Origin of the sequence: Natrinema amylolyticum, assembly GCF_020515625.1 — an archaeon.
GTDB classification, from domain to species: Archaea; Halobacteriota; Halobacteria; order Halobacteriales; family Natrialbaceae; genus Natrinema; species Natrinema amylolyticum.
On the sequence record NZ_JAIWPJ010000003.1, the window covers coordinates 489287 to 508599 of the forward strand.

The following is a 19313-nucleotide window of genomic DNA, read 5'->3' on the forward strand; positions in this document are numbered from 1 at the left end:
AGCGTCGGTATGCCGACCGATCACGGGGCGGCAGCGACGGCTATGACTGGAGCAGAAGGCGGTGCCGATTTGCTCCTCCTGGTCGCCTCGATCGTCGGTCTCGGCGTCCTCTCACAGCTCCTCTCGGCCCGGTTCCGCGTTCCGAGCGTCCTCTTTCTCATCATCTCCGGGGTCGCGATCGGGCCGGAAGGGCTCGGCGTGTTGACCATCGACTCCTTCGGCGAGAGCGGCCTCTCGACGATCGTCGGCCTCTCCGTCGCCGTTATCGTCTTCGAGGGCGCGTTCCACCTCAAGATCGACAAGATCAAAGAGGCACCGACGGCCGTGTTGCGATTGACGACGATTGGGGCAGCGATCGCGTTTCTCGGGACCGCCGGCGCGGTCCGCTTCTTCCTCGAGGCCGACTGGGACATCGCGCTGTTGATCGGCGCGCTCCTGATCGCAACGGGTCCGACGGTCATCACGCCCATCCTGAAGGTCGTCCCCGTCCGCGACCGGGTCGCGGCGACCCTCGAGACGGAGGGGATCGTCAACGACGTGACGGCGGCGATCCTCGCGGTCGTGCTGTTCAAGGCGATGACCATCCAGGAGATTCACGCGGACGTCTACCTGCAACTGTTCGCCGAGCGGCTCGGAACGGGACTGCTCGTCGGCGTCGTCGTCGCCGCGGTCGTCTGGTCGGTGCTTCAGTACGTCGACATCTCGCCCGACGACGCGCCGCGTAACGCGCGGCTGCTGACGCTGGCTGGGGCGATCGTCGCCTTCGGCGCGGCCGATTTCGTCTTCGCCGAAGCCGGCGTCGCGGCCGCGGCGACGGCCGGACTGATTCTGGGCAACGCCAATCTGCCCTACGAGGAGGAGATCGAGGCGTTCAAGGGCGACATAACGCTGCTCGTGCTCTCGTTCGTCTTCATCACGCTCGCGGCGCTGCTCGAGTTCGATCAGCTGTTCGCGCTCGGACTGGGCGGCGTGGCCGTCGTCGCGATCATCATGCTCGTGTTGCGGCCGCTACTAGTCTTCCTCTCGGCGCGCGGCGGCCGGTTCACGTTCAGGGAGACGATCTTCATGAGCGCCGTCGGCCCGCGGGGGATCATTCCGGCGTCGGTCGCGACCCTGTTCGCGATCCGGCTCCAGACCGAGACGCCGCCGACGAATCCGGCCGGTGCGGAGCTGCTCGTCGGAACGGTCTTTCTCGTCATTCTCGTGACGGTCGTCCTCGAGGGCGGGTTCGCCAGACAGATCGCGGAGAAACTCGACGTGATTCCAATGCGTGTACTCATCATCGGCGGCGGCCGCGTCGGTCGCTCGCTGGCAGAACGGCTCGAAGCGCGCGGTGAAAACGTAGTGCTGATCGAGGAGGATCGGACGACCCTCGAGCAGCTTCGCAACGACGGGTTCACCGCTCGTCAGGGCGACGGGACCGACGTCGAGGTGTTACGCGAGGCGGGTGCTGAGAACGCCAAGACCGTCGTTGCGGCGACCGGCGACGACGACGCGAACCTCCTCGTGGCCCAGCTCGCGAAGTCGAACTTCGACGTCGAGAACGTGATCGCCCGGGCGAACAATCCGTCGAACGCGTCGGCGTTCGAGGATCTCGGCGTCCAGACCATCTCGGCGGCCGAGTCGACCGCGTGGGCGATCGACAACCAGATCGAACGGCCCGCGCTCTCGAACTGGATGTCCGAACTCGGTCGGTCCGGCGACGTCCAAGAGATCGAGATCACCAACGAGGACCTCGTCGGGAAGCGAATCGTCGATCTCGGCGGCGACCTCCCGAACGGCGTCCTCGTCGCGCTCGTGAGCCGGAACGGGACGAGCGAAGTGCCGACCCCCGACGTCGAACTCCAGTACGGCGATCACATCACGCTCATCGGCCGCACCGAGGCGGTTCGCGAGGCCATCGAGCAGTGCGGCAAACCGGTGTAGGCGTCTCCACTCTCCGTTTCATCGTCCTCGAGTTCGCGGTCCAGTTCGTCGCGGATGCGCTCATCGCTCGAGCCATCGGTCTCGAGGGCGTCGGTCCCGAGCACATCGGTCTCGAGGACATCGATCCGTGTCAGGAAATTCAGTGGCGCGGAGGCAGCGCACGGACGGACTCGAGTGACGGGGACGGCTCAGAGCACGAGTCCGACGACGGCGAAGAGGATGAGCACGCCGGTGATGTCACAGACGTTCGTGACGACCGGGATCGTCGTATCGTCCGGATCGTAGCCGAGCCGGTAGGAGGCGTAGACGGCGACGGAGCTGACGAGGACGACCCAGACCGCCAGCAGCATGCCGCTGACGATCGTGATCACCATGAGCCGTCCGAGTCCGAGCGTGCCGCCGAGCGCGCGGCCGATCCCCCACGAGGCGATTCCCAGCAGGACGAACACCGTCGCCGCCAGCCCCATGACGGCACCGACGTTAGCCCGAATGTTCGGGTTGGATGGCGAGAACTCGAGCGTGCCCAGATGCAACTGCGTCGACAGGCGGGCGCACATGATCGAGCCGAGGTTTCCCGCCGTCCCGATCATCACCGGCACGAGGACGAGCAGCGACGGATTCGCGAGCAACTGCTCCTCGAAGCTCTCGAGGACGGTACCAGAGACCATCTGTAGGACCGAGAGGACGGCCAGCAGCGGCACGAGCGTCGCGACGATGCGCCGGACGGCCCAATCGCCGAGCAGGTCCTCCTCGAGGTCCTCGCCGGCCAGGAGGTCGCCGCCGACGCTCACAGGACTGCCCCCGCGACGGCGATGCCGGTCAGCAGGAAGACGACGCCGAAGACGTCGCCGACGGTGGTCACGACCGGCCCGATGACGTTGTCCGGGTCGAGCCCTCGCCGATAGCCCTTGAAAATCACGGTGAGCAACACGCCCAGCATTGCGACCGCGCTCAACACGGCGGCGACGAACAGGACGATGAGCAACTCGAGCAGGTTCGCCGGCCGACCGAGCGCGAGCATGACGCCCCAGGCGAGGACGGCGATGAAGACGGAGACGATCAGGCCGTTCAGGAAGGAGGCGATGATCGCGCTCCGGAGCCGGCCGGACCACTCGAATCGGGGCTCGATCACGCCCTGGTGGAGCCCGCTCGAGAGCCGCGCGCCCAGCGAGCCGTAGACGCCGCCGCGAGTGGCCAGAAACGCGGGCAAGAGGAGGAGAATTCCGGGGACGCTCTCGATTCCCTCGCGCATCGTCTCGGTGCCGAGCAGCGTGCCGGCGAACAGGCCCGCGACGAGGCTGACGAGGATCACCGGCAGTGCCTGCCGATAGACGTCGAGGGCGGAATCGTGGCCAAACATCTATCCCAACGTGAGTCGCTGCCCCATTAAGCGTTGGTCTCGTTACACCCCGCTCAGCGTCCAAATCTTGATTAGTTCGCCGGCCGACGGGCGGGTATGCGCGAAATCTCCTACGAGCCCCGGAACGTCCGGGACGTTCTCGTCGAACTCAAGGACTCGTCCGAACTCGCGGTCGATCTCGCGTACTCCGCCGTCCGCGACGGTGACGCCTCCCTCGCCGACGAGGTGCTCGAACTCGAGTCCCGCGCCAACTACCTGCAGTATCACGTCCGGATCGCGCTGATGCTCGCCGCCAAGCGGGCCGAGGAAGCCGAGCAACTGGTCGGGCTCTTCCAGGTCGCCGCGAGCGCCGTCCGCATCACCGAGGCCGCGGCCGATATCGCGCGGATCGTCCGCGACGACGGCGGCGTCCCCGACGCCTTCGAGCACGCCTTTCCCGACGCCGACGAGCGGCTCGTCCGGGCGACCGTCGCGGCCGACTCCGACCTCGCGGGAGCCCGCCTGCGAGACCTCGAGCTCGATCTCGAGACGGGCGTGCGGCTCATCGCGATCCGCCGCGAGGGCGAGTGGTCGTTCGCGCCCGTGGGCGACGACCGACTCGCTGACGGAGACGTGATCGTCGGCCGCGGTCCGCGCGAGGGTATCGAAGTCGTCTACCGACGGGCGACCGGCGAGCCCCTCCCGGCTCCCGCGGCGCCGTCGGCGGGGACCGAGAGCGAGGAGATCGCGCGAGCCGCCGAGACCGTCATCGACCTCAAGGACATGGCCGAACTCGCGGTCGGGCTGGCATACGGGGCCGCCCGACTCGACAGCGACGACCTCGCCCGGGAAGTGCTCGCGCTCGAGGACGAGTCCGACGAGCACAAGACGCGCCTCGAGACGTGGGTCATCGAGGCCGACGACGAGGTCGGGAGCGCCGCCCAGCGCCGCGGCCTGCTCCATCTCGCGGCGGCCTCCGAGGTGATCTGTGACGCCGCGGTCGACATCGCCGAGGTCGTCCTGCGCGAGGTCGAACTGCCGCCGGTCTTCGGCGCCGCTCTCGAGGACAGCGAGGAGGCCATCGGCGCCGTTGTCGTCGGCGCTGGAAGCGACTTCGACGGGGCGACCGTCGCCGACCTCGAACTCGAGGCGGGGGCGGGCGTGGTCGTCCTCGCGATCCACGGCGGCGACGGCTGGACGTTCGACCCGGAACCCGACCGTGCGTGTGCGGCCGGTGAGACCCTGCTGGTTCGCGGACCGCCGGCCGGTGTCGATCACTTGCGAGAGGGGGCGGGCGATAGCGAGGAGGGGCGCTCCCGACCGTCGAGAAAATGAATCGGCGCACGATCGCGATCGCCGTCGGCGCCACCGCGGTCCTGCTCGTCTCCCTCGTGGCGGTCTTCGGGCTCCCGCTCCACTTACTTTTCACTCCGACTGAAACCGGGGCGGTAGCCGGACTCGCTGACGACGACGTCGAATCGGAGGTCGTCGCCGAGGACCTGGACGTCCCGTGGGAGGTACGCGTCCTCGAGGACGACCGGTACCTCGTGACCGAGCGGACCGGTGACCTCCTGCTGATCGAGGACGGCGAGCGACACGTCCTCGAGCGCTTCGACGAACTGGACGAGCCGCTGCTGGGAGAGGGAGGATTGCTCGGTATCGCGGCCCATCCCGACTTCGCGGAAAACCGGTACGTGTACGTCTATCAGACGGTCGACCGGGAGTCCGTCGAGAACACGGTCCGCCGCTTCGAGGTCGATTTCGAGGACCGCGAACTGGAAAACGAGACGACGATCATCGACGGGATACCGAGCGATCGCATCCACAACGGCGGTCGTATCGCCTTCGGCCCTGACGACCGCCTGTACGTGACCACCGGGGACGCGTCCGAGTCCGAACTAGCACAGGACCGGGACTCGCTGGCGGGCAAGATCCTCCGGCTCGAGGACGACGGGTCGATCCCTGACGACAACCCGTTCGGGACAGAGGTGTACTCGTACGGCCATCGGAATCCGCAGGGACTCACCTGGGACGACGAGGGACGGCTCTGGGCGACGGAGCACGGCTCGAGTGCGCGGGACGAACTCAACGTGATCGAATCTGGCCGCAACTACGGGTGGCCTACCATCACCGGCCCGGAGACGCAGCCCGAGATGGAATCCCCCGCGTTCCACTCCACGCAGTACGAGACGTGGGCGCCGGCCGGCGCGGCGGCCCACGACGGGAGCGTCTTCTTCGCCGGGCTCCGCGGGGAGCGCCTGTACGAGGCGCAAACGACCGGTGGAGGAGTGACCGCCTTCGTCGCACACTTCGCCGGCGACTTCGGCCGGATACGGGCGGTGACGCTCGGGCCGGACCGCGAGTACCTCTACCTCACGACCAGTAACACCGACGGCCGCGGTGAGGAACGAGCGAACGACGACCGGATCGTTCGCGTTCCGGTCGACGCGTTCCGGGCTGACTGATCGGAACCGAACTGTCGATCGAGGACTCGCAGTCGGCCCCGAAATCAGGTCGCGACGAGCCCGACGGCGACGACCGCGAGCGCCAGCCCGGCCACGTTCGTCGCGCTGAGCTGTGCGTCGAAGTAGAAGACGCCGACGATCGCCGGGATGACGAAGTACAGCGCGGCGATCGCGGAGACGATCGCCATGTTCCCGCGGGCGAGGCCGGCGTAGAAGCTGATGGAGGCCGCTGCGAGAAACGCGCCGGAGACGAGCGCGAACGCGATGTCGACCCGGGTTCCGGCGATGGGACGGCGCAGCGAGAGCACGTACCCGCCGACGATTACGAGACTCGCGACGTAGGAGAGAAACACCGCGTTCACGGGCGAGAGCGACCGCGTCGCGACGCCGCCGGTCACCGCCCAACCGCCGTACAGAAGCAACGCGCCGAGTGCGAACAGGATCGCCGTACTGACCATGGGGCCGGCTTCGCCGTCGGTCGGATAAACGTTCCGTTCGCGCGGACTGTCCGTCCGCTACGCGTCCTCGAGACCGCCGTCACGGCGACCGTCGTCGACCGGCCGATGCTCGGCTTCGCCGGGGAGGATGTCGCCCAGCGAGCCGCCGAGCGCCATCGCGGTGAAGACCACCGAGACCTGACAGAGGTTGACCCACGGCTCGTCCCACGCGATCCGGCCCCACAGCGTCATCAACCCCGCGGCGGTCGCGAACGCGATCAGCAACACCCAGACGGGGCGGCGCGGAATCAGACCGAAGTAGGGATTGTGGATCTGGACCTCCCGGAAATCGGCGACGTAGAGGATACCGATGACCAGTCCGACCGTAAACACGAGGTTCACTAGCAGCAAGACGGGGTGAGTCGCTAGGAACGACCCGATACCGAACACGCCGTCTTCGACCACCATCGGGAGGCCGATGACGACGCTGCCCACGAACGCCTCCGCCTTGTCCTTGCGGGTGAACCCGGTGATCACCTTCCCGACCGTCGCGTTATGCGAGAGTCGGCTGACCAGCCGCATCGTCCGGTGTACCTCCGTCCGCTCGTGGGACGTATCGACCGTCTCCTCGAGCGCCTCGAGTTGCTCGTAGACGTCGTCGATGGTCGTCTCTTCGCGCGGGTCCTCCGGCCTGGGCATGCCCGGACCCAGACGCCACGGGTAGATAAAGACGGCTCCGTCCCGCCATACCGCGGGCGATCCACCGACTGCGGACCGCCGACCGGCTATTACACCGGGCGAACGCGCCTGAAAAACCGATACCGTTTTGCGGCCGTGTCCATCACTGTGGTACTATGAAACACGTACGGGGACCGCTGTGTTCGATCGACGTCGGTGAGCGAACCGCCGAGACCGAGGACATCGACGACCTCCTCGAGTCGTATATCGGCGGACGGGCGCTCGGAACGAAGCTCGCTCACGAACGGATCCCGTTCGACGTCGACCCGCTTGGGGCGGACAACCGCCTGTACTTCGCGACGGGGCCGCTCCAGCACTCGACGATGAGCTTTACCGGCCGAATGTCGGCGACGGGCGTCTCGCCGCTGACCGACGGCCTGCTGTCCTCGAACGCCGGCGGCTTCCTCTCGCGGAACTTCACCGGCACGGGGTACAGCGCCGTCGAGATCACCGGTGCGAGCGACGAACTCGTGATCCTCCACGTCACCGACGAGGGCGTCGAGTTCGAGGAAGTCCCGGAACTCGCCGAGGCGACCGTCCCAGAGACTTGCGAGTACATCGAGGACGAACACGGCCTCGGCTCGGAGCACACTACGGTCATCGGCCCGGCCGGTGAGAATCGGGTCCGGTTCGCCTCGATCATGACCTCCAAGGAGCGGGCCTTCGGCCGCGGCGGACTCGGTGCCGTCCTCGGCGCGAAGAACGTCAAGGCGATCACCTTCGACGGCGACTCGACCAACGAGATCGAGTTCCCGGCGCTCCAGATGGAGATCCACGGCGAGGCCGCCCAGTCCGACAGTCCGATGCGAGATCAGGGCACGACCTCCGTCGCTGAGTACGCGAACATGGTCGAGGCGCTGCCGACCCGCTACTTCTCGGAGCTGTCCTTCGAGGGTATCGACGGGATCAGCGGCGACCGCGTCGAGGCGAAGAAGTACAAGAAGGGGACCTGCTCGTCGTGTGCCTTCGCCTGCAAACTGCCGACTCGAGACGAGGAGTCGGGCCTCGAGACCGAGGGCCCCGAGTACGAGACGCTGATGGCCTTCGGCTCGAACTCGGGCATCGACGACATCGTCGACCTGATGAAGTCGAACAAGCTGTGCGACGAGTACGGGCTCGACACCATCTCGGCGGGCGACACCGTCGCGGCCTACCTCGCGAGCGAGGACGAGTTCGGCAACGCCGACCTCATTCACGACCTCGTCGAGAAGATCGCCTACCGCGAGGGCGTCGGCGACACGCTCGCGGAGGGCGTCGACCGCGTCCACGACGAGCTCGGCGTCGAGAACTGGTCGGTCAAGGGAATGGAGTTCTCCGCCCACGACGGCCGCACGTTAAACGGGCAGGGGCTCGCGTTCGCCACCTCGAACCGCGGCGCTGACCACATGTACGCCGAGTTCTACCCCTACGAGTACCCGCTGGTCGACGCCGACGACGCCTTCGACAAGGAGGGGCTCGAGGGCAAGCCGCCCAAGGTCGTCGAACTCGAGAACATCAACGCGATCAAGGACAGCGGCGTCCTCTGTAAGTTCTCGCGGGACTTCATGACCGAAGAGCGCGTCGAGACGCTGCTCGACGCCGAGTACGACGAACTCCTAGAACTCGGCGGTGAGGTCGTCGCGATGGAACGCCACTTCAACAATCAGCGCGGCTTCGACCGGGGCGACGACACCCTTCCCTACGAGGTCCCTGGCTTCGATCAGGGCCTCGACGAGTACTACGCAGAACGCGGCTGGAACGACGACGGGACGGTCCCCGACGCGCAGTTCGAGGGCGGCAGCGCCGCGACGCCGGCCGACGACTGACCACTGCCCGCGGCGGATTCCCGGACGAGGCTCGCGGACGCTCGTTTTTCGACGCCGATCGCGACGGCTCAGCGCTCAGTCCGATGCCGTCGCAACCGTCGGCGCGGTCGCCGTTCCGGTCCACAGCCACGTCACCGCGACGGTGACGAAGAGCCCACCGGCGATGGCGACTGCGAGCCACAGCGCGTGTCTGATGCCGTACAGCTCCGCGAGAACGCCGACGGCGGCCGGTGCGGTCGCGATGCCCGCGTAGGTCGCGCCGGTCGTCACCGCGTTGAGCGGCCCGGTGTACCCCGGTGCGGCCTCGACGGCGTAGGCGGCCAGTATCGGGAATCCGCTCGAGAGACCGGCACCGGCGACGAAGACGGCGAGGAACAGAACGGGGCCGGCCTGTCCGGAGAACGCGATCGCCAGCGCCGGAACCGCGGGCAGGACGGCGACGAGCAACAGCGCGAGATACGGGATTCGGTCGACGGCGAGCGTGTACCCGAGCCGGGCGGGAATATACGCGAGCAGATACGTCGAGAGCAGCAGGTTCGCCGTCGTCGCGGCGTAGAACTCGCCCGCGTAGTACGCGAGCCAGGTGAACATGATCCCCTCGACGCCGCCGACCAGCAGCATGCCGACGCACGCGCCGACGACCGGCGGTCGCCGGAGCAGGGCCGCAAGCGCGTCCCGCGAGATCGATCGCTCGGCGGACGTCGACGGCGCGTCGAGGCGACCGGCGACGACCGCCGTCGGGACAAAACAGAGCGCGATGACGACGAAGACCGCCCGCCAGTCGGCGACCGACAGCACGGCGCTGACGAGCTGGGGGCCGACGACCGCGCCGACGGCCCAGACGAGCGCGTAGACGGTGTACACCCGCCCGCGCCGGGCGGCGTGGAGGTGGCTCAGGACGACGCGATCGACGCCGCGAAACGCACCGGCGGCGGCCCCCTGTACGAGCAACGCGACCAGGAAGACGACGTACAGGGGCGCGGCCGCCATCGCGACGAGCGCACCGACGACGCCGACGACCCCCGCGAGCAGCGTCTGTCGCACGGGGAGCCGTCCCGCGAGCAGCCCCGTCGCGACCACGACGACCACGAAGCCGGCGGTCCCGGCCGGCGCGATCAGTCCCAGCGCGCCCTCGGAGACGCCGAATCCCGCCTCGAGCTCCGAGAGGATCGGCCCTCGCGCCTGCATCGCCACTGCGTCGCCGAACACGAACACCAAGATCGCGATCGTCCACGTGCGGGCCCGGTCCATGATCGAGTTCCGCGGGGTCGCACAAAAACTATCAGTGTTCCGGTAACGTTCGTTCGTATCGTCTCCGTTCCGCGCCGCCGTCTGCCGCCCGCGATCTGCCAGAAATAAATAATAGATAATTCACTTCTCCGGTGAGCGGCCGCCGACGATTCATCGGCCTCGGTCACTGCGACCGAGTCGGGTTCCCGTCGTCGTCCCGGTCGTCCTCCGGCGACAGCCGGTCGTCACCGCGTGACGGGAGCGGGCTGTCGTCGGCCCGCGAGGGATGGATGTTGAAGTTGTTGTCCCGATAGGGGTCGCTCTCCGGATCGTACGACAGCTCGCTGCGCTCGAACAGGTAGATGAAGAAGCCGATCAGCGGGATGCAGAAGGTGATCGCCGCCCACTTCTTCGGCGGCTCGAGGCCCACCTGCCCGGCGTCGTAGTAGGCCACTGCGGTCAGCCCGAGATGCCAGGCCAGCGGGATGCCGACGAGTATCGCGAGGAGGCCCGTGCTCATACGTGGGCGTAGTATTCGAGAGTATAAAACGGCCGGCCAACCTGTGCAAGGGCCCCTCATCGAGTTATACGGTGCCTGACGGAGCCGTTCGGCGGGGCGCGAGACGGCGACCGAACACCCCACGCTGTCCGCTGCTTTCTCTACAGACGGCCCTTCGGGTCCGACCACCGGACCGAAACGATCGACTTTTCGAGCGCGATCTCGAGGGGGAGTGCCCGGCAGACAACCGCCGATTTTCCGTCCGCTGCTGCCGTTAGCCTCGGGCTATTCGTCTCGAGTCGTCGCCGTGTTCGGTGCGCCGGCGGGCTCACCGTCGCTCTCCCGTCCGTGTCGACTACCTGTACGGTGTCCCGAACGCGATTTCAGCGGCGAAATCAGACGTTCGAGCGGCGAACGGCGCTGTCCATTTATTGTCACCACTGTCCTCCGCTCGGGCTGCCCACGACGGGCAGTACAACAATGACTCGGAGGAGAAATCGGTTCGGAACGGTACTCGTCGTCGCGATCGCGGTCGGCCTGCTCGCAACCGTCGTCGGGGCGGGAGCGGTCGCGGCCGTCCAATCGCAGTCGACCGTCGAAGACCAGACAATCACTGAAAACGCCAGCACCGTCGAGAACGAATCGATCAACGAGGTCGAACAGGAATCGTTCGAGGGAACGGAGCAGGACGCCGAGGAGGGCCCCCAGATCGAGCCGCCTGAGGACGTGCCCATAGAATCGCCCGACGAAGTTGAATCGCCGACGGAGCCGGTGGAGTCGCCGGAGATGCCCGACGAACCCGTGACGGTCCCGGACGATCCGTTCGCTGGCGCTCCGGAGTGGGTCAGCGGGCTGTTCTAAGCCGCCCGTTCGCGCTCCGTTTTCGACCCCTTCGGGATCGAGCCGCGATCCGCCCCGTTAGTCGTCTCGCTCGTTCAACCCTGCGACCGACTCGGATTCTCGTCCCGTTTCCGTCGCGTACACCGCGGTTCACACTCCGTTCGAACCGCGACCCGTGAAACCTGTCCGGCGAGACGACGCTCCGACTGCCCTTCGCTCACTCGGTTTGCGAAGAGATCAAAAGGCTCGGACGAACCGTCTGCTCGCGGGTCACTGCTCACGGCTTACGCCGTTCGCTTCTCGAGACCCTCTCTACGCTCGGGCCTCGAATTCGTTCCCCGCTCGCAATTCCGCGGTTCTCGGCCGCTGGCCTCCGAACCGCGCTTCAGTTGACGTCGAACTCGATCGCCGCACCCTGACCGAAGCCGACGCAGAGCGTCGCCAACCCGAGGCCGCCGCCGCGCTTCTGAAGTTCGTTGATCAGCGTCACCGGCAGGCGAGCGCCCGAGGCACCCAGCGGATGGCCGAGCGCGATCGCCCCGCCGTTGACGTTGAAGATCTCGGGGTCGATGCCGAGCTCATCGCGCGAGTAGATCGACTGACTCGCGAAGGCCTCGTTGAGTTCCACGAGGTCGTACTCGTCGATGTCTCGGCCGTTGCGCTCGAGCAGCCCCTTCGTCGCCGGGACCGGGCCGATCCCCATGACGGTCGGATCGACGCCGGCGACGTTGTTCTGGCCGACCTCGGCCATGATCTCGAGGTCGTGCTCCTCGGCGAACGCCTCGCTCGTGACGAGCAGGGCGGAGGCGCCGTCGGAGATCTGGGAGGCGTTGCCGGGCGTGACGGTGCCGTCGTCCTTGAAGACGGTCGGGAGTTCGGCGAGCTTCTCTTTGGTCGTTCCCGGGCGGATGCCCTCGTCTTCCTCGACGGTGCCGTCCTCGGTCTCGATCGGGACGATCTCGTCGTCGAAGCGGCCCGATTCGGTCGCTTCGGTGGCGTTTTGCTGGCTGCGGGCGGCGTACTCGTCCTGCTCTTCGCGGCTGACGCCGTACTCCTCGGCGACCTTCTCGGCGGTCATCCCCATCTGGAGATCGCCGAGGTCGTACATCTCGGCCAGTCGCGGGTGGATGTGTCCGTACCCCTCGCCCATCGGGACGCGGCTCATGCTCTCGACGCCGCCGGCGATGACGGCGTCCCGGTTGCCGGCCGCGATGGCGTCGGAGGCGGAGATGACCGCCTGCATCGAGGAGGCACACCAGCGGTTGATCGTCGTCGCCGGCACGTTCTCGCCGAGCTCCGAGAGGAGGGCGATGACGCGGGCGACGTTGTTGTCCTGCTCGCCGCGCTGCTGGGCACAGCCCCACATCAGATCGTCGATCTCGTCGCCCGAGAGCGCGGTCTCGGCCAGAATCTCGTCGATCAGCGGTACCGAGAGATCCTCGCTGCGCACGTCGGCGTACACGCCGTCCTCTTTCCCTTGCGGCGTCCGTACTGCCTTGACCACGACTGGCGTCTGTGACATATACTACCGAACGCCCTTCACGTCCTTAAATCCGGTCGAACTCTCGAGGACGGGAAAATCGTTTACGCGACGCAGCAGCGTCGAATGGCGGGTTTTTCGGCGGCCAGGACGGGTCGTATCGGCGCGATCTCCTGACTGAAAGTGGCGTTTCACCTAGCCGAGAGCCCTTATTACGAGGTCCGAATGAAGGCACTATGAACGGTCGAACGAGACTGATCGCGGTCGCCCTCGCGGCGCTGCTCGTGGGCTCGGTCGTCGGTGCCGGCCTCGCGGGCGTGTTCGAGACGGAGCGCCCTGCGAGTACCGACCTTGAAGGGGAGAATAGCGCGCTCGCCGGTGCGAGCGAACCCGAACTGACGACGTTTGCGTCAGAGAAGGCGTTCGTCGAGTACGTCGCCGACGATCGGTCGCGGACCGCCGCTTTCAGTCGGCCGCCCGTGACGGCACGGACGGGCGGTGCCGACATGGTCGAGGAGGATGACGCCGCATCGGCCGAGGACGGCGCGTCCGACGCGGGGACTTCCGCGTCGAGGTCGGCACCCGCGACGGGGGGTAGCGGCGAACAGCGCTACTCCGAGACGAACGTCCAGGAGGCGGCCCTCGACGAACCCGACGTGCTGAAAACGGACGGCGAATCGGTCTACTACGCCGATCATCGCTACGCGTCCGGCTGGGACGAGACGTCGATCGTCGACGTGAGCGATCCCGACGCCCCCGAAGCGGTCGGATCGATTCCCCGCTCGGGCGACCTGCTGCTCGCGGGTGATACCCTCGTCGTCCTCGGCGACGAGGAGGCCGCCGGCTACGACGTGAGCGATCCCGAAAACCCGACCGAACAGTGGCGCAAAGACCTCGAGGCGCGGATCGAGACGGCCCGCCTGTACGAGGGCGACCTCTACCTCGTCCTCGTCGACCGGCCGGGGGACGATCCGTGTCCGATCGAACCCTACGGCGATCAGGCGATCGAGTGTACCGACGTCGTTCGTCCGAGCACGGACGCGGACGCCGACGCCGTCTACACCGCCGCCCGCGTCGACCCCGAGACGGGCTCCCTCGAGAGCGAGGCGAGTGTCGTCGGCTCGCGCTCGCTGTCGGCGACCTACGTCTCCGAGAACGGGATCTACCTCTCCTACACCCGCTCGACCGACGAGTACGACCTGCGCCGCGCGTACCTCGGCAGCGAGAACGGGTCCGCGATGCTCGATGCCCAAGCCCGCGAGCGCGTGGCGGCGCTGGACGACCTCGAGATCTCGCAGCGCGCCAAGGCCGTCGAACTGCGCGAGATCCTCGCGGACCGGTACGATCGGATGGACGAGGACGAGCGCCGGGAGACTCGTCGAGCGTTCGAGCAGGGTCTCCGCGACTACGCCGAAGCCCACCAGCGCGAACTGACGTCGACCGGAATCGTCAGGGTCGACATCGACGGCGAGCTGTCCGCCGAGGCCAGCGGCGAGGTGCCCGGCACGCCGCTCAACCAGTTCTCGATGGACGAACACGAGGACCACCTCCGCATCGCGACGACGATTCCTCGAACGCACGGCGTCGACTCCGTGAACGACGTCTACGTCCTCGATGCAGACCTCGAGACGGTCGGCTCGGTGACGGGACTGGGCGTCGACGAGCGCATCTACTCGGTCCGCTTCGAGGGTGACGAGGGCTACGTCGTCACCTACCGCGAGATTGACCCGTTCTACACGCTCGATCTCTCGGAGCCGACGGATCCGACCGTCGACGGCGAACTCAAACTGCCGGGCTTCTCGGAGTACCTGCATCCGCTCGAGGACGACCTCGTCCTCGGCGTCGGCCAGGAGGACCGCCGGCCCAAGGCGACGCTCTTCGATGTGAGTGATCCCGAGGACCCCGTCGAACTGGACTCGGCGATCCTCTCCGCGGAGCGCTACAGTGACGTCAGCCGAACGCACACCGCGTTCCTGCAGGACGAGGCCCACGGCGTGTTCTTCATGCCCGGCAGCGAGAGCAGCTACGTGTTCGACTACGAGGGCGGCGATCTCGAGGAAGTCGCCCGCGTCGATCTCGGCGGTCGCGGCACCCGCGCGATGTACGTCGGCGATCACCTCTACGTCTTCGGCGAGGACGAAGCGGTCGTCCTCGACGAGACCTCTTGGGAGGAAGAGACGCGACTCGACCTGTAGCCCCGGGTCGATTCCGATCGCGTCTCGGTCATCGACCGATCCGTCGAAGGGGGAGGGGAATCCTTTTGTCCGCCGTTTGGTAATTGCTCGCCATGGACGGTAACGAGACGGTCGATCGGTCCGAGTCCGAGCGCCCGGAGCGATCCGACGGGCCCGCCGGCACGGACGACGACTCGAGCGCTGACGATGACGACGCGACGGACGCGACTCCCGCGACGAACGGAGCCGGGATCTCGAGTGACGGCGACGAGGCTCCGGCCGACGGCGACGAGCGGGCGTCGGCCGCGAGCGGCGGCGACGCGTCGATGCCGGGCGTGCCGGACCCCGAGCCCCAGGAAGACGACGTCCCCGAGGACGTACAGAAGTACGCTCGCTTCACGAAGATGGACGGCGCGCAGTACGACCGCGTTAACGAGTTCCTCCGGGATCGGACCTACATCACCGCCCGCGAGTGGGCCATCGCACGCCTCTGTTCTGACTTCCGGACCGAGACCGGCGTCGAGATGACGAAAATCGGCGAGAACCTGCCGGATCTGGTCCCCTTCATGACCGACACCTACTCGCCGCAGGCGGTCAATCAGGCCCGCTCGTCGTTCGAGGACAAGGTCCGAACTGCCGGCGCGACCTTCCTCTACGGCGCGATGTGCGACTTCTTCACCGCCGAGGAGCTCGACGACGTGATGTACGAGGCCACCGAGGTCGCCAAGTTCCTCCTCGAGGTCGAGGGCGTCGACCTCTCCGTCGAGGACGAACTCGAGGCCGAGGAGCGCATCTCGAGCGTCATGCGGGAGGTCCGCGAGGCCAGCGAGGAGCTCCGCGCGGAGGACATCGCCGAGAGCGAGGACTAGCGCCGCGCCCTCGCCGCCGAGCGAGTTTTTCCGCTCGAGCGGCCAGTGTCGCCCGTGACCGACCCCGTTCGAGTCTGCGAGGACCACGGCGCGTTTTCGGCCGAACGAGAGGGCTGTCCCGCCTGTAACGCGTGCGGAGTCCAGTCGCTCTCGGGGCCTCGACGTCGTCGCCTCTCGAAGTTCATGAGCGGTGCCCTCCGGCACTTTCCTGACGACGTCGGCCTCGAACTCGATGAGCGCGGCTGGGCCGATTACAACGAACTGGTCGCCGCGGTCGAACGGACGTACGACTGGGCGCGATCGGCCCACGTCGCGGCCGTGATCGCCACCGATCCGAAGGGGCGGTTCGAGCGAACCGCCACCGAGACGGCGGCGGCCGACGACGATATCGGCGGCCGCGTTCGCGCGTCCTACGGCCACTCCGTCGCCGTCGACCTCGAGCCGACGGACGCGCCGGTTCCGGACGACCTCTACCACGGGACCGCGCCGGACGCTCTCGAGTCGATTCGCGAGGAGGGGCTCCGGCCGATGAACCGCCGACAGGTCCACCTCTCGGAGCGCCCGGCGACGGCCCGCCGCGTCGGCCGGCGCCACGCTGACGAGCCGGTGGTGCTCGTCGTCGACGCCGCGGCGATGCTCGCGGACGGCCGCCGGATCACGAAACGGGGCCGAGAGACGTACACGACCGATCGCGTCCCGCCCGAGTATCTCTCGGTCCGAGGGGAGTGACGATGAAGCGACGAGACGCGGCTCACCGAACCGCGGAACCGACCGCGTGACAGCACCGTAATGTGGCTGCAGTGAGTCGGTCGACGTACGCATGAGCGGGTCACGCAGTACGGAGCCGGAGTCGACGGAGGACGGGCGACTGTCGCCGGACCTGATCGGCGGCGCGGTCGGTGTCCTCACCGTTCCGGTGTTCGCGTACCTCGGCCTCGAGTCGTTCGGCGATCCGGCGTTCGGCGCGTTCGCCGGACTCCTAATCGGTCTCGGGATATTCCTCTCCGCGCCCGCGTTCACGGCGGACGAGGGCCAACGGGACGCGACGGCCACACCGGTGGCCGTCGGCGATCGGCTCCGGCAGTTCCACCGGACCGCTGCCGGGCTCGCGCTCCCGCCGGCCGGCGTCCTGCTCTTCACGTGGCGGCTCGTCCCCGGGACGAGTCTCCTCAGCGCGCTCGTCGTCCCCGTCATCGCGGCGGTGATCTACGTCTCGCTCGCGGTGTTGCTTCCGCACCGACTCTCGTGAGACGACGGCGACGGACGCCCGCTCGATCCGTCGATTCGCCCCGTTGCGCTTGCGTGTCCGTTCCTTTTCTCCGCTCGATGGGGAGTCCGATTGCCTGTTCTCTCCCCTCGTACTCGACGGGAAAACCGCTCACTGGAGCAGCGATACCAGCCGTCTCCAACTCCAGACGACGAGCCAGACCGCGAGCAGGAGAAAGAGGAGATAGAACGGCAACGCGTCGACGGCGATCCCGCGAACCCCGACGGACCCGAGCAGCCCGCGCCGAGCCAGGACGCCGATCACCACCGCGATCAGCAACGAGCCGATGGCGATGGCGACCGCCGCTCGGTTGGTCGCGATTCGCGATCCCCCGCCGTCTCGATCCCCGGCCTCTCGGTCGCTCATCGCTCGTTTCGACGTACCGCTCCGCTCGAGGAAACGGTTGTACCTGCGCGTTCCGGTCGGCCAGAGTCGAACGAGACCGAGTCCGGAGTATATTCCTCTTTCTGAAATTCGATCGCTGTTGCTCGTGGCCGGTTCGTGACGAATGGCGAGGGTCGGGATTCGAACCACGCCCGAGAACCTGCTCGCTTCGCTCGCAGAACCTCGGTCTGATTCAAACCCCGCGTCTCGCATACACGACTCTCACCGTCGTTCGAGTCGGTATGCGAGGGTTGGGATTCGAACCCAAGGACCCCTACGGGAGCGGGTCTTAAGCCCACCGCCGTTGGCCTGCTTGGCTACCCTCGCACAGAAGTGCACTCGAGCGTTGTCCCGGGTCGGGGATGTGCGTTTCGGTGTGTGCCCGTGGGTCTCCCGCCTCGAGGGCTACCAGTCGACGCTCAGCGTACCGTCGCCGTGGGGGTCGGGCGCGATCTCCTCGTCGGTCCGGCGGTCGACGACGTGGATGCAGCCGTCGTCTTTCTTCGCCGGGCAGATCTCCGCCGCGCGGACGTTGTGCTCGAGGTCGTCCTCGTCGATGAAGTACTCGTTCGGCTGGGCCATACCCGACGCGATGGACATCTCCCAGTTGTCGCTGACTTCGGCGCACTTGCCCGCGCCGAAGCACTTGTTCGCCTCGAAGATTATCTTATAGGGCTTCTCCTCGACCGGCGGCGCGTCGCTCGACCCGACGTCGCTGGCGCGCTGAATGCCGTCGTCGCTCATGTGTACTCGTTCGAGCGAGCGGTCTTTCGCGTTACGGTTGCCGCGGACGTGGAGGACGCGGGACTTCCGACCTACGCGGGTACTTCGACCTTCGGTTCCGGGAGATCGTACTCGACGCCGGTCAGGTCTTCCGAGACGGCCCACAACCGACGAGCCGTCTCCTCGTCGTAGGAGCGATCCGAGGAAGCCTGTCGCTCGGGCGTGCCGCGCATGTTCTTGAACCCGCCGGGGCCGTAGTACGCGCCGCCCTCGGCCTCTGGCGCGGTCGCAGCGTACAGCGTCGGCAGCGCGCCCATCTCGGCCGACTGCGCGACGACCGTGTTCATCAGTTTCATCGCCGCCATTCGGAGCCGACTCCCGCTCTGTTCGGGGCCGCGGAACTGGAGTTGCGTGTTCGCGTAGCCCGGATGCACGGCCATGCTCTCGGCGTTCGTCCCCGCGGTGAGGAACCGCCGCTCGAGTTCGTACGCGAAGAGCACGTTCGCCAGTTTCGACTGGGCGTAGGCGTCCCACTCGTCGTAGGACTCCTCGCCCTGGAGGTCGTCGAAGTCGATCTCGCCGCGCTCGTGAACGCCGCTCGAGACGGTGACGACCCGCGCCGGCTCGCCCTCGTCGGTCGCCAGGTTCTCGAGGAGGAGCCCGGTCAGCGCGAAGTGACCGAGGTGGTTGACGCCGAACTGGGTCTCGAAGCCGTCCTCGGTCTCCGAGCGCGGAATCGCCATGACCCCCGCGTTGTTGATCAGCACGTCGATCGTCTCGTCCGCGAGGCGCTCCGCGAAGGCGCGGACCGATTCGAGGTCGCCCAGATCGCACTCCTCGACGCGGAGGTCAGCGTCGGGGACGTCCTCGCGGACGTCGCCGGCCGCGTCCTCGCCGCGCTCGACGCTCCGGCAGGCCATGATCACCGTCGCGCCGTTGCGCGCGAGTTCGCGGGTCGCCTCGCGACCAATGCCGCTGTTCGCGCCCGTGATAACGACCGTGCATCCGCTCTGATCGGGGATCTTGTCGGCTGTCCAACTCATATCTGTTCTCTAGGCGTTGACAGCCTAAATGAATGTCCTGTCGACCGTTGACACGGTTTTCGGGGCAGAAGCCATCGCCCTGAATTGAGTATGT

At 67.3% G+C, this 19313-nt stretch carries 19 protein-coding genes and 1 tRNA gene; 9 read left to right on the forward strand and 11 right to left on the reverse strand.

All coding sequences use genetic code 11. From position 1 onward, the window contains the following. The first annotated feature begins 42 nt into the window (after nt 1–42). Complete coding sequence (locus LDH66_RS18045; protein WP_226482469.1) at nt 43–1926, forward strand: cation:proton antiporter domain-containing protein; 1884 nt, start codon at nt 43–45, stop codon at nt 1924–1926. A 188-nt stretch (nt 1927–2114) separates the two neighbouring features. Here the strand turns inward: LDH66_RS18045 and LDH66_RS18050 are convergent, their stop codons facing one another. Then, complete coding sequence (locus tag LDH66_RS18050) at nt 2115–2717, reverse strand: magnesium transporter (protein ID WP_226482470.1); 603 nt, start codon at nt 2715–2717, stop codon at nt 2115–2117. After that, nucleotides 2714–3286, reverse strand: a complete 573-nt coding sequence (locus LDH66_RS18055) for a magnesium transporter (protein ID WP_226482471.1) — start codon at nt 3284–3286, stop codon at nt 2714–2716. Before LDH66_RS18055 ends, LDH66_RS18050 begins: the two co-directional genes overlap by 4 nt. A gap of 96 nt (nt 3287–3382) precedes the next feature. Here LDH66_RS18055 and LDH66_RS18060 point away from each other — a divergent pair, with 96 nt between their 5' ends. Continuing rightward, entirely contained in the window at nt 3383–4600 is a 1218-nt protein-coding gene (locus LDH66_RS18060) for a potassium channel family protein (RefSeq protein ID WP_226482472.1), read from the forward strand. After that, nucleotides 4597–5730, forward strand: coding sequence for a PQQ-dependent sugar dehydrogenase (locus LDH66_RS18065; protein ID WP_226482473.1), 1134 nt, complete (start codon nt 4597–4599; stop codon nt 5728–5730). The genes LDH66_RS18060 and LDH66_RS18065 overlap by 4 nt, the downstream gene beginning before the upstream one ends. Nucleotides 5731–5774: 44 nt before the next feature. Here LDH66_RS18065 and LDH66_RS18070 read toward each other — a convergent pair whose 3' ends face one another. Further along, entirely contained in the window at nt 5775–6188 is a 414-nt protein-coding gene (locus LDH66_RS18070) for an EamA family transporter (RefSeq protein WP_226482474.1), read from the reverse strand. 57 nt (nt 6189–6245) lie between these two features. Further along, nucleotides 6246–6866, reverse strand: coding sequence for a DUF2391 family protein (locus LDH66_RS18075; protein ID WP_226482475.1), 621 nt, complete (start codon nt 6864–6866; stop codon nt 6246–6248). Between the two features lie 155 nt (nt 6867–7021). Here LDH66_RS18075 and LDH66_RS18080 point away from each other — a divergent pair, with 155 nt between their 5' ends. Beyond that, on the forward strand, nt 7022–8710 hold the full coding sequence (locus tag LDH66_RS18080) for an aldehyde ferredoxin oxidoreductase family protein (RefSeq protein WP_226482476.1): 1689 nt from the start codon (nt 7022–7024) through the stop codon (nt 8708–8710). A 75-nt stretch (nt 8711–8785) separates the two neighbouring features. Here LDH66_RS18080 and LDH66_RS18085 read toward each other — a convergent pair whose 3' ends face one another. Further along, nucleotides 8786–9961 carry an MFS transporter gene (locus LDH66_RS18085; RefSeq protein WP_226482477.1) on the reverse strand — a complete coding sequence of 392 codons (1176 nt, stop codon included), beginning with the start codon at nt 9959–9961 and terminating at the stop codon, nt 8786–8788. A 163-nt stretch (nt 9962–10124) separates the two neighbouring features. Beyond that, nucleotides 10125–10460, reverse strand: a complete 336-nt coding sequence (locus LDH66_RS18090; protein WP_226482478.1) for a hypothetical protein — start codon at nt 10458–10460, stop codon at nt 10125–10127. Between the two features lie 459 nt (nt 10461–10919). On the opposite strand from LDH66_RS18090, the gene LDH66_RS18095 reads away from it, so the two are divergent. Beyond that, nucleotides 10920–11300 (forward strand): hypothetical protein, encoded by a 381-nt coding sequence (locus LDH66_RS18095; protein ID WP_226482479.1) that lies wholly within the window; start codon nt 10920–10922, stop codon nt 11298–11300. Between the two features lie 364 nt (nt 11301–11664). Here LDH66_RS18095 and LDH66_RS18100 read toward each other — a convergent pair whose 3' ends face one another. Beyond that, the gene (locus LDH66_RS18100) at nt 11665–12801 is read right to left on the reverse strand and encodes a thiolase family protein (protein ID WP_226482480.1); all 1137 of its coding nucleotides are present in this window, start codon (nt 12799–12801) and stop codon (nt 11665–11667) included. A gap of 194 nt (nt 12802–12995) precedes the next feature. On the opposite strand from LDH66_RS18100, the gene LDH66_RS18105 reads away from it, so the two are divergent. From LDH66_RS18105 to LDH66_RS18120, 4 genes are all read left to right on the forward strand, one after another. Further along, on the forward strand, nt 12996–14954 hold the full coding sequence (locus LDH66_RS18105; protein WP_226482481.1) for a beta-propeller domain-containing protein: 1959 nt from the start codon (nt 12996–12998) through the stop codon (nt 14952–14954). Nucleotides 14955–15046: 92 nt separating this feature from the next. Next, a complete protein-coding gene (locus LDH66_RS18110) occupies nt 15047–15802 on the forward strand; it encodes a DUF5806 family protein (protein WP_226482482.1) in 756 nt (251 codons plus the stop codon). Between the two features lie 54 nt (nt 15803–15856). Then, nucleotides 15857–16531, forward strand: coding sequence for an RNA 2'-phosphotransferase (locus LDH66_RS18115; protein ID WP_226482483.1), 675 nt, complete (start codon nt 15857–15859; stop codon nt 16529–16531). Nucleotides 16532–16622: 91 nt separating this feature from the next. Further along, nucleotides 16623–17051, forward strand: coding sequence for a hypothetical protein (locus LDH66_RS18120; RefSeq protein WP_226482484.1), 429 nt, complete (start codon nt 16623–16625; stop codon nt 17049–17051). 129 nt (nt 17052–17180) lie between these two features. On the opposite strand, the gene LDH66_RS18125 is transcribed toward LDH66_RS18120, so the two are convergent. The 4 genes from LDH66_RS18125 to LDH66_RS18140 form a co-directional block, all read right to left on the reverse strand. After that, nucleotides 17181–17435, reverse strand: coding sequence for a hypothetical protein (locus LDH66_RS18125; RefSeq protein WP_226482485.1), 255 nt, complete (start codon nt 17433–17435; stop codon nt 17181–17183). 261 nt (nt 17436–17696) lie between these two features. Next, nucleotides 17697–17780 (reverse strand) — tRNA-Leu (locus LDH66_RS18130). Nucleotides 17781–17858: 78 nt separating this feature from the next. Next, nucleotides 17859–18197 (reverse strand): ferredoxin, encoded by a 339-nt coding sequence (locus LDH66_RS18135; protein ID WP_226482486.1) that lies wholly within the window; start codon nt 18195–18197, stop codon nt 17859–17861. Between the two features lie 71 nt (nt 18198–18268). Further along, on the reverse strand, nt 18269–19219 hold the full coding sequence (locus LDH66_RS18140) for an oxidoreductase (RefSeq protein WP_226482487.1): 951 nt from the start codon (nt 19217–19219) through the stop codon (nt 18269–18271). Nucleotides 19220–19313 lie beyond the last annotated feature (94 nt).

Coding starts and splice junctions, on each gene's coding strand:
- LDH66_RS18065 (WP_226482473.1), top strand. CDS start 4,597: ATGAATCGGCGCACGATCGCGATCGCCGTCGGCGCCACCGCGGTCCTG.
- LDH66_RS18090 (WP_226482478.1), bottom strand. CDS start 10,460: ATGAGCACGGGCCTCCTCGCGATACTCGTCGGCATCCCGCTGGCCTGG.
- LDH66_RS18140 (WP_226482487.1), bottom strand. CDS start 19,219: ATGAGTTGGACAGCCGACAAGATCCCCGATCAGAGCGGATGCACGGTC.
- LDH66_RS18085 (WP_226482477.1), bottom strand. CDS start 9,961: ATGGACCGGGCCCGCACGTGGACGATCGCGATCTTGGTGTTCGTGTTC.
- LDH66_RS18095 (WP_226482479.1), top strand. CDS start 10,920: ATGACTCGGAGGAGAAATCGGTTCGGAACGGTACTCGTCGTCGCGATC.
- LDH66_RS18110 (WP_226482482.1), top strand. CDS start 15,047: ATGGACGGTAACGAGACGGTCGATCGGTCCGAGTCCGAGCGCCCGGAG.
- LDH66_RS18055 (WP_226482471.1), bottom strand. CDS start 3,286: ATGTTTGGCCACGATTCCGCCCTCGACGTCTATCGGCAGGCACTGCCG.
- LDH66_RS18125 (WP_226482485.1), bottom strand. CDS start 17,435: ATGAGCGACCGAGAGGCCGGGGATCGAGACGGCGGGGGATCGCGAATC.
- LDH66_RS18080 (WP_226482476.1), top strand. CDS start 7,022: ATGAAACACGTACGGGGACCGCTGTGTTCGATCGACGTCGGTGAGCGA.
- LDH66_RS18045 (WP_226482469.1), top strand. CDS start 43: ATGACTGGAGCAGAAGGCGGTGCCGATTTGCTCCTCCTGGTCGCCTCG.
- LDH66_RS18070 (WP_226482474.1), bottom strand. CDS start 6,188: ATGGTCAGTACGGCGATCCTGTTCGCACTCGGCGCGTTGCTTCTGTAC.
- LDH66_RS18105 (WP_226482481.1), top strand. CDS start 12,996: ATGAACGGTCGAACGAGACTGATCGCGGTCGCCCTCGCGGCGCTGCTC.
- LDH66_RS18100 (WP_226482480.1), bottom strand. CDS start 12,801: ATGTCACAGACGCCAGTCGTGGTCAAGGCAGTACGGACGCCGCAAGGG.
- LDH66_RS18120 (WP_226482484.1), top strand. CDS start 16,623: ATGAGCGGGTCACGCAGTACGGAGCCGGAGTCGACGGAGGACGGGCGA.
- LDH66_RS18060 (WP_226482472.1), top strand. CDS start 3,383: ATGCGCGAAATCTCCTACGAGCCCCGGAACGTCCGGGACGTTCTCGTC.
- LDH66_RS18075 (WP_226482475.1), bottom strand. CDS start 6,866: ATGCCCAGGCCGGAGGACCCGCGCGAAGAGACGACCATCGACGACGTC.
- LDH66_RS18135 (WP_226482486.1), bottom strand. CDS start 18,197: ATGAGCGACGACGGCATTCAGCGCGCCAGCGACGTCGGGTCGAGCGAC.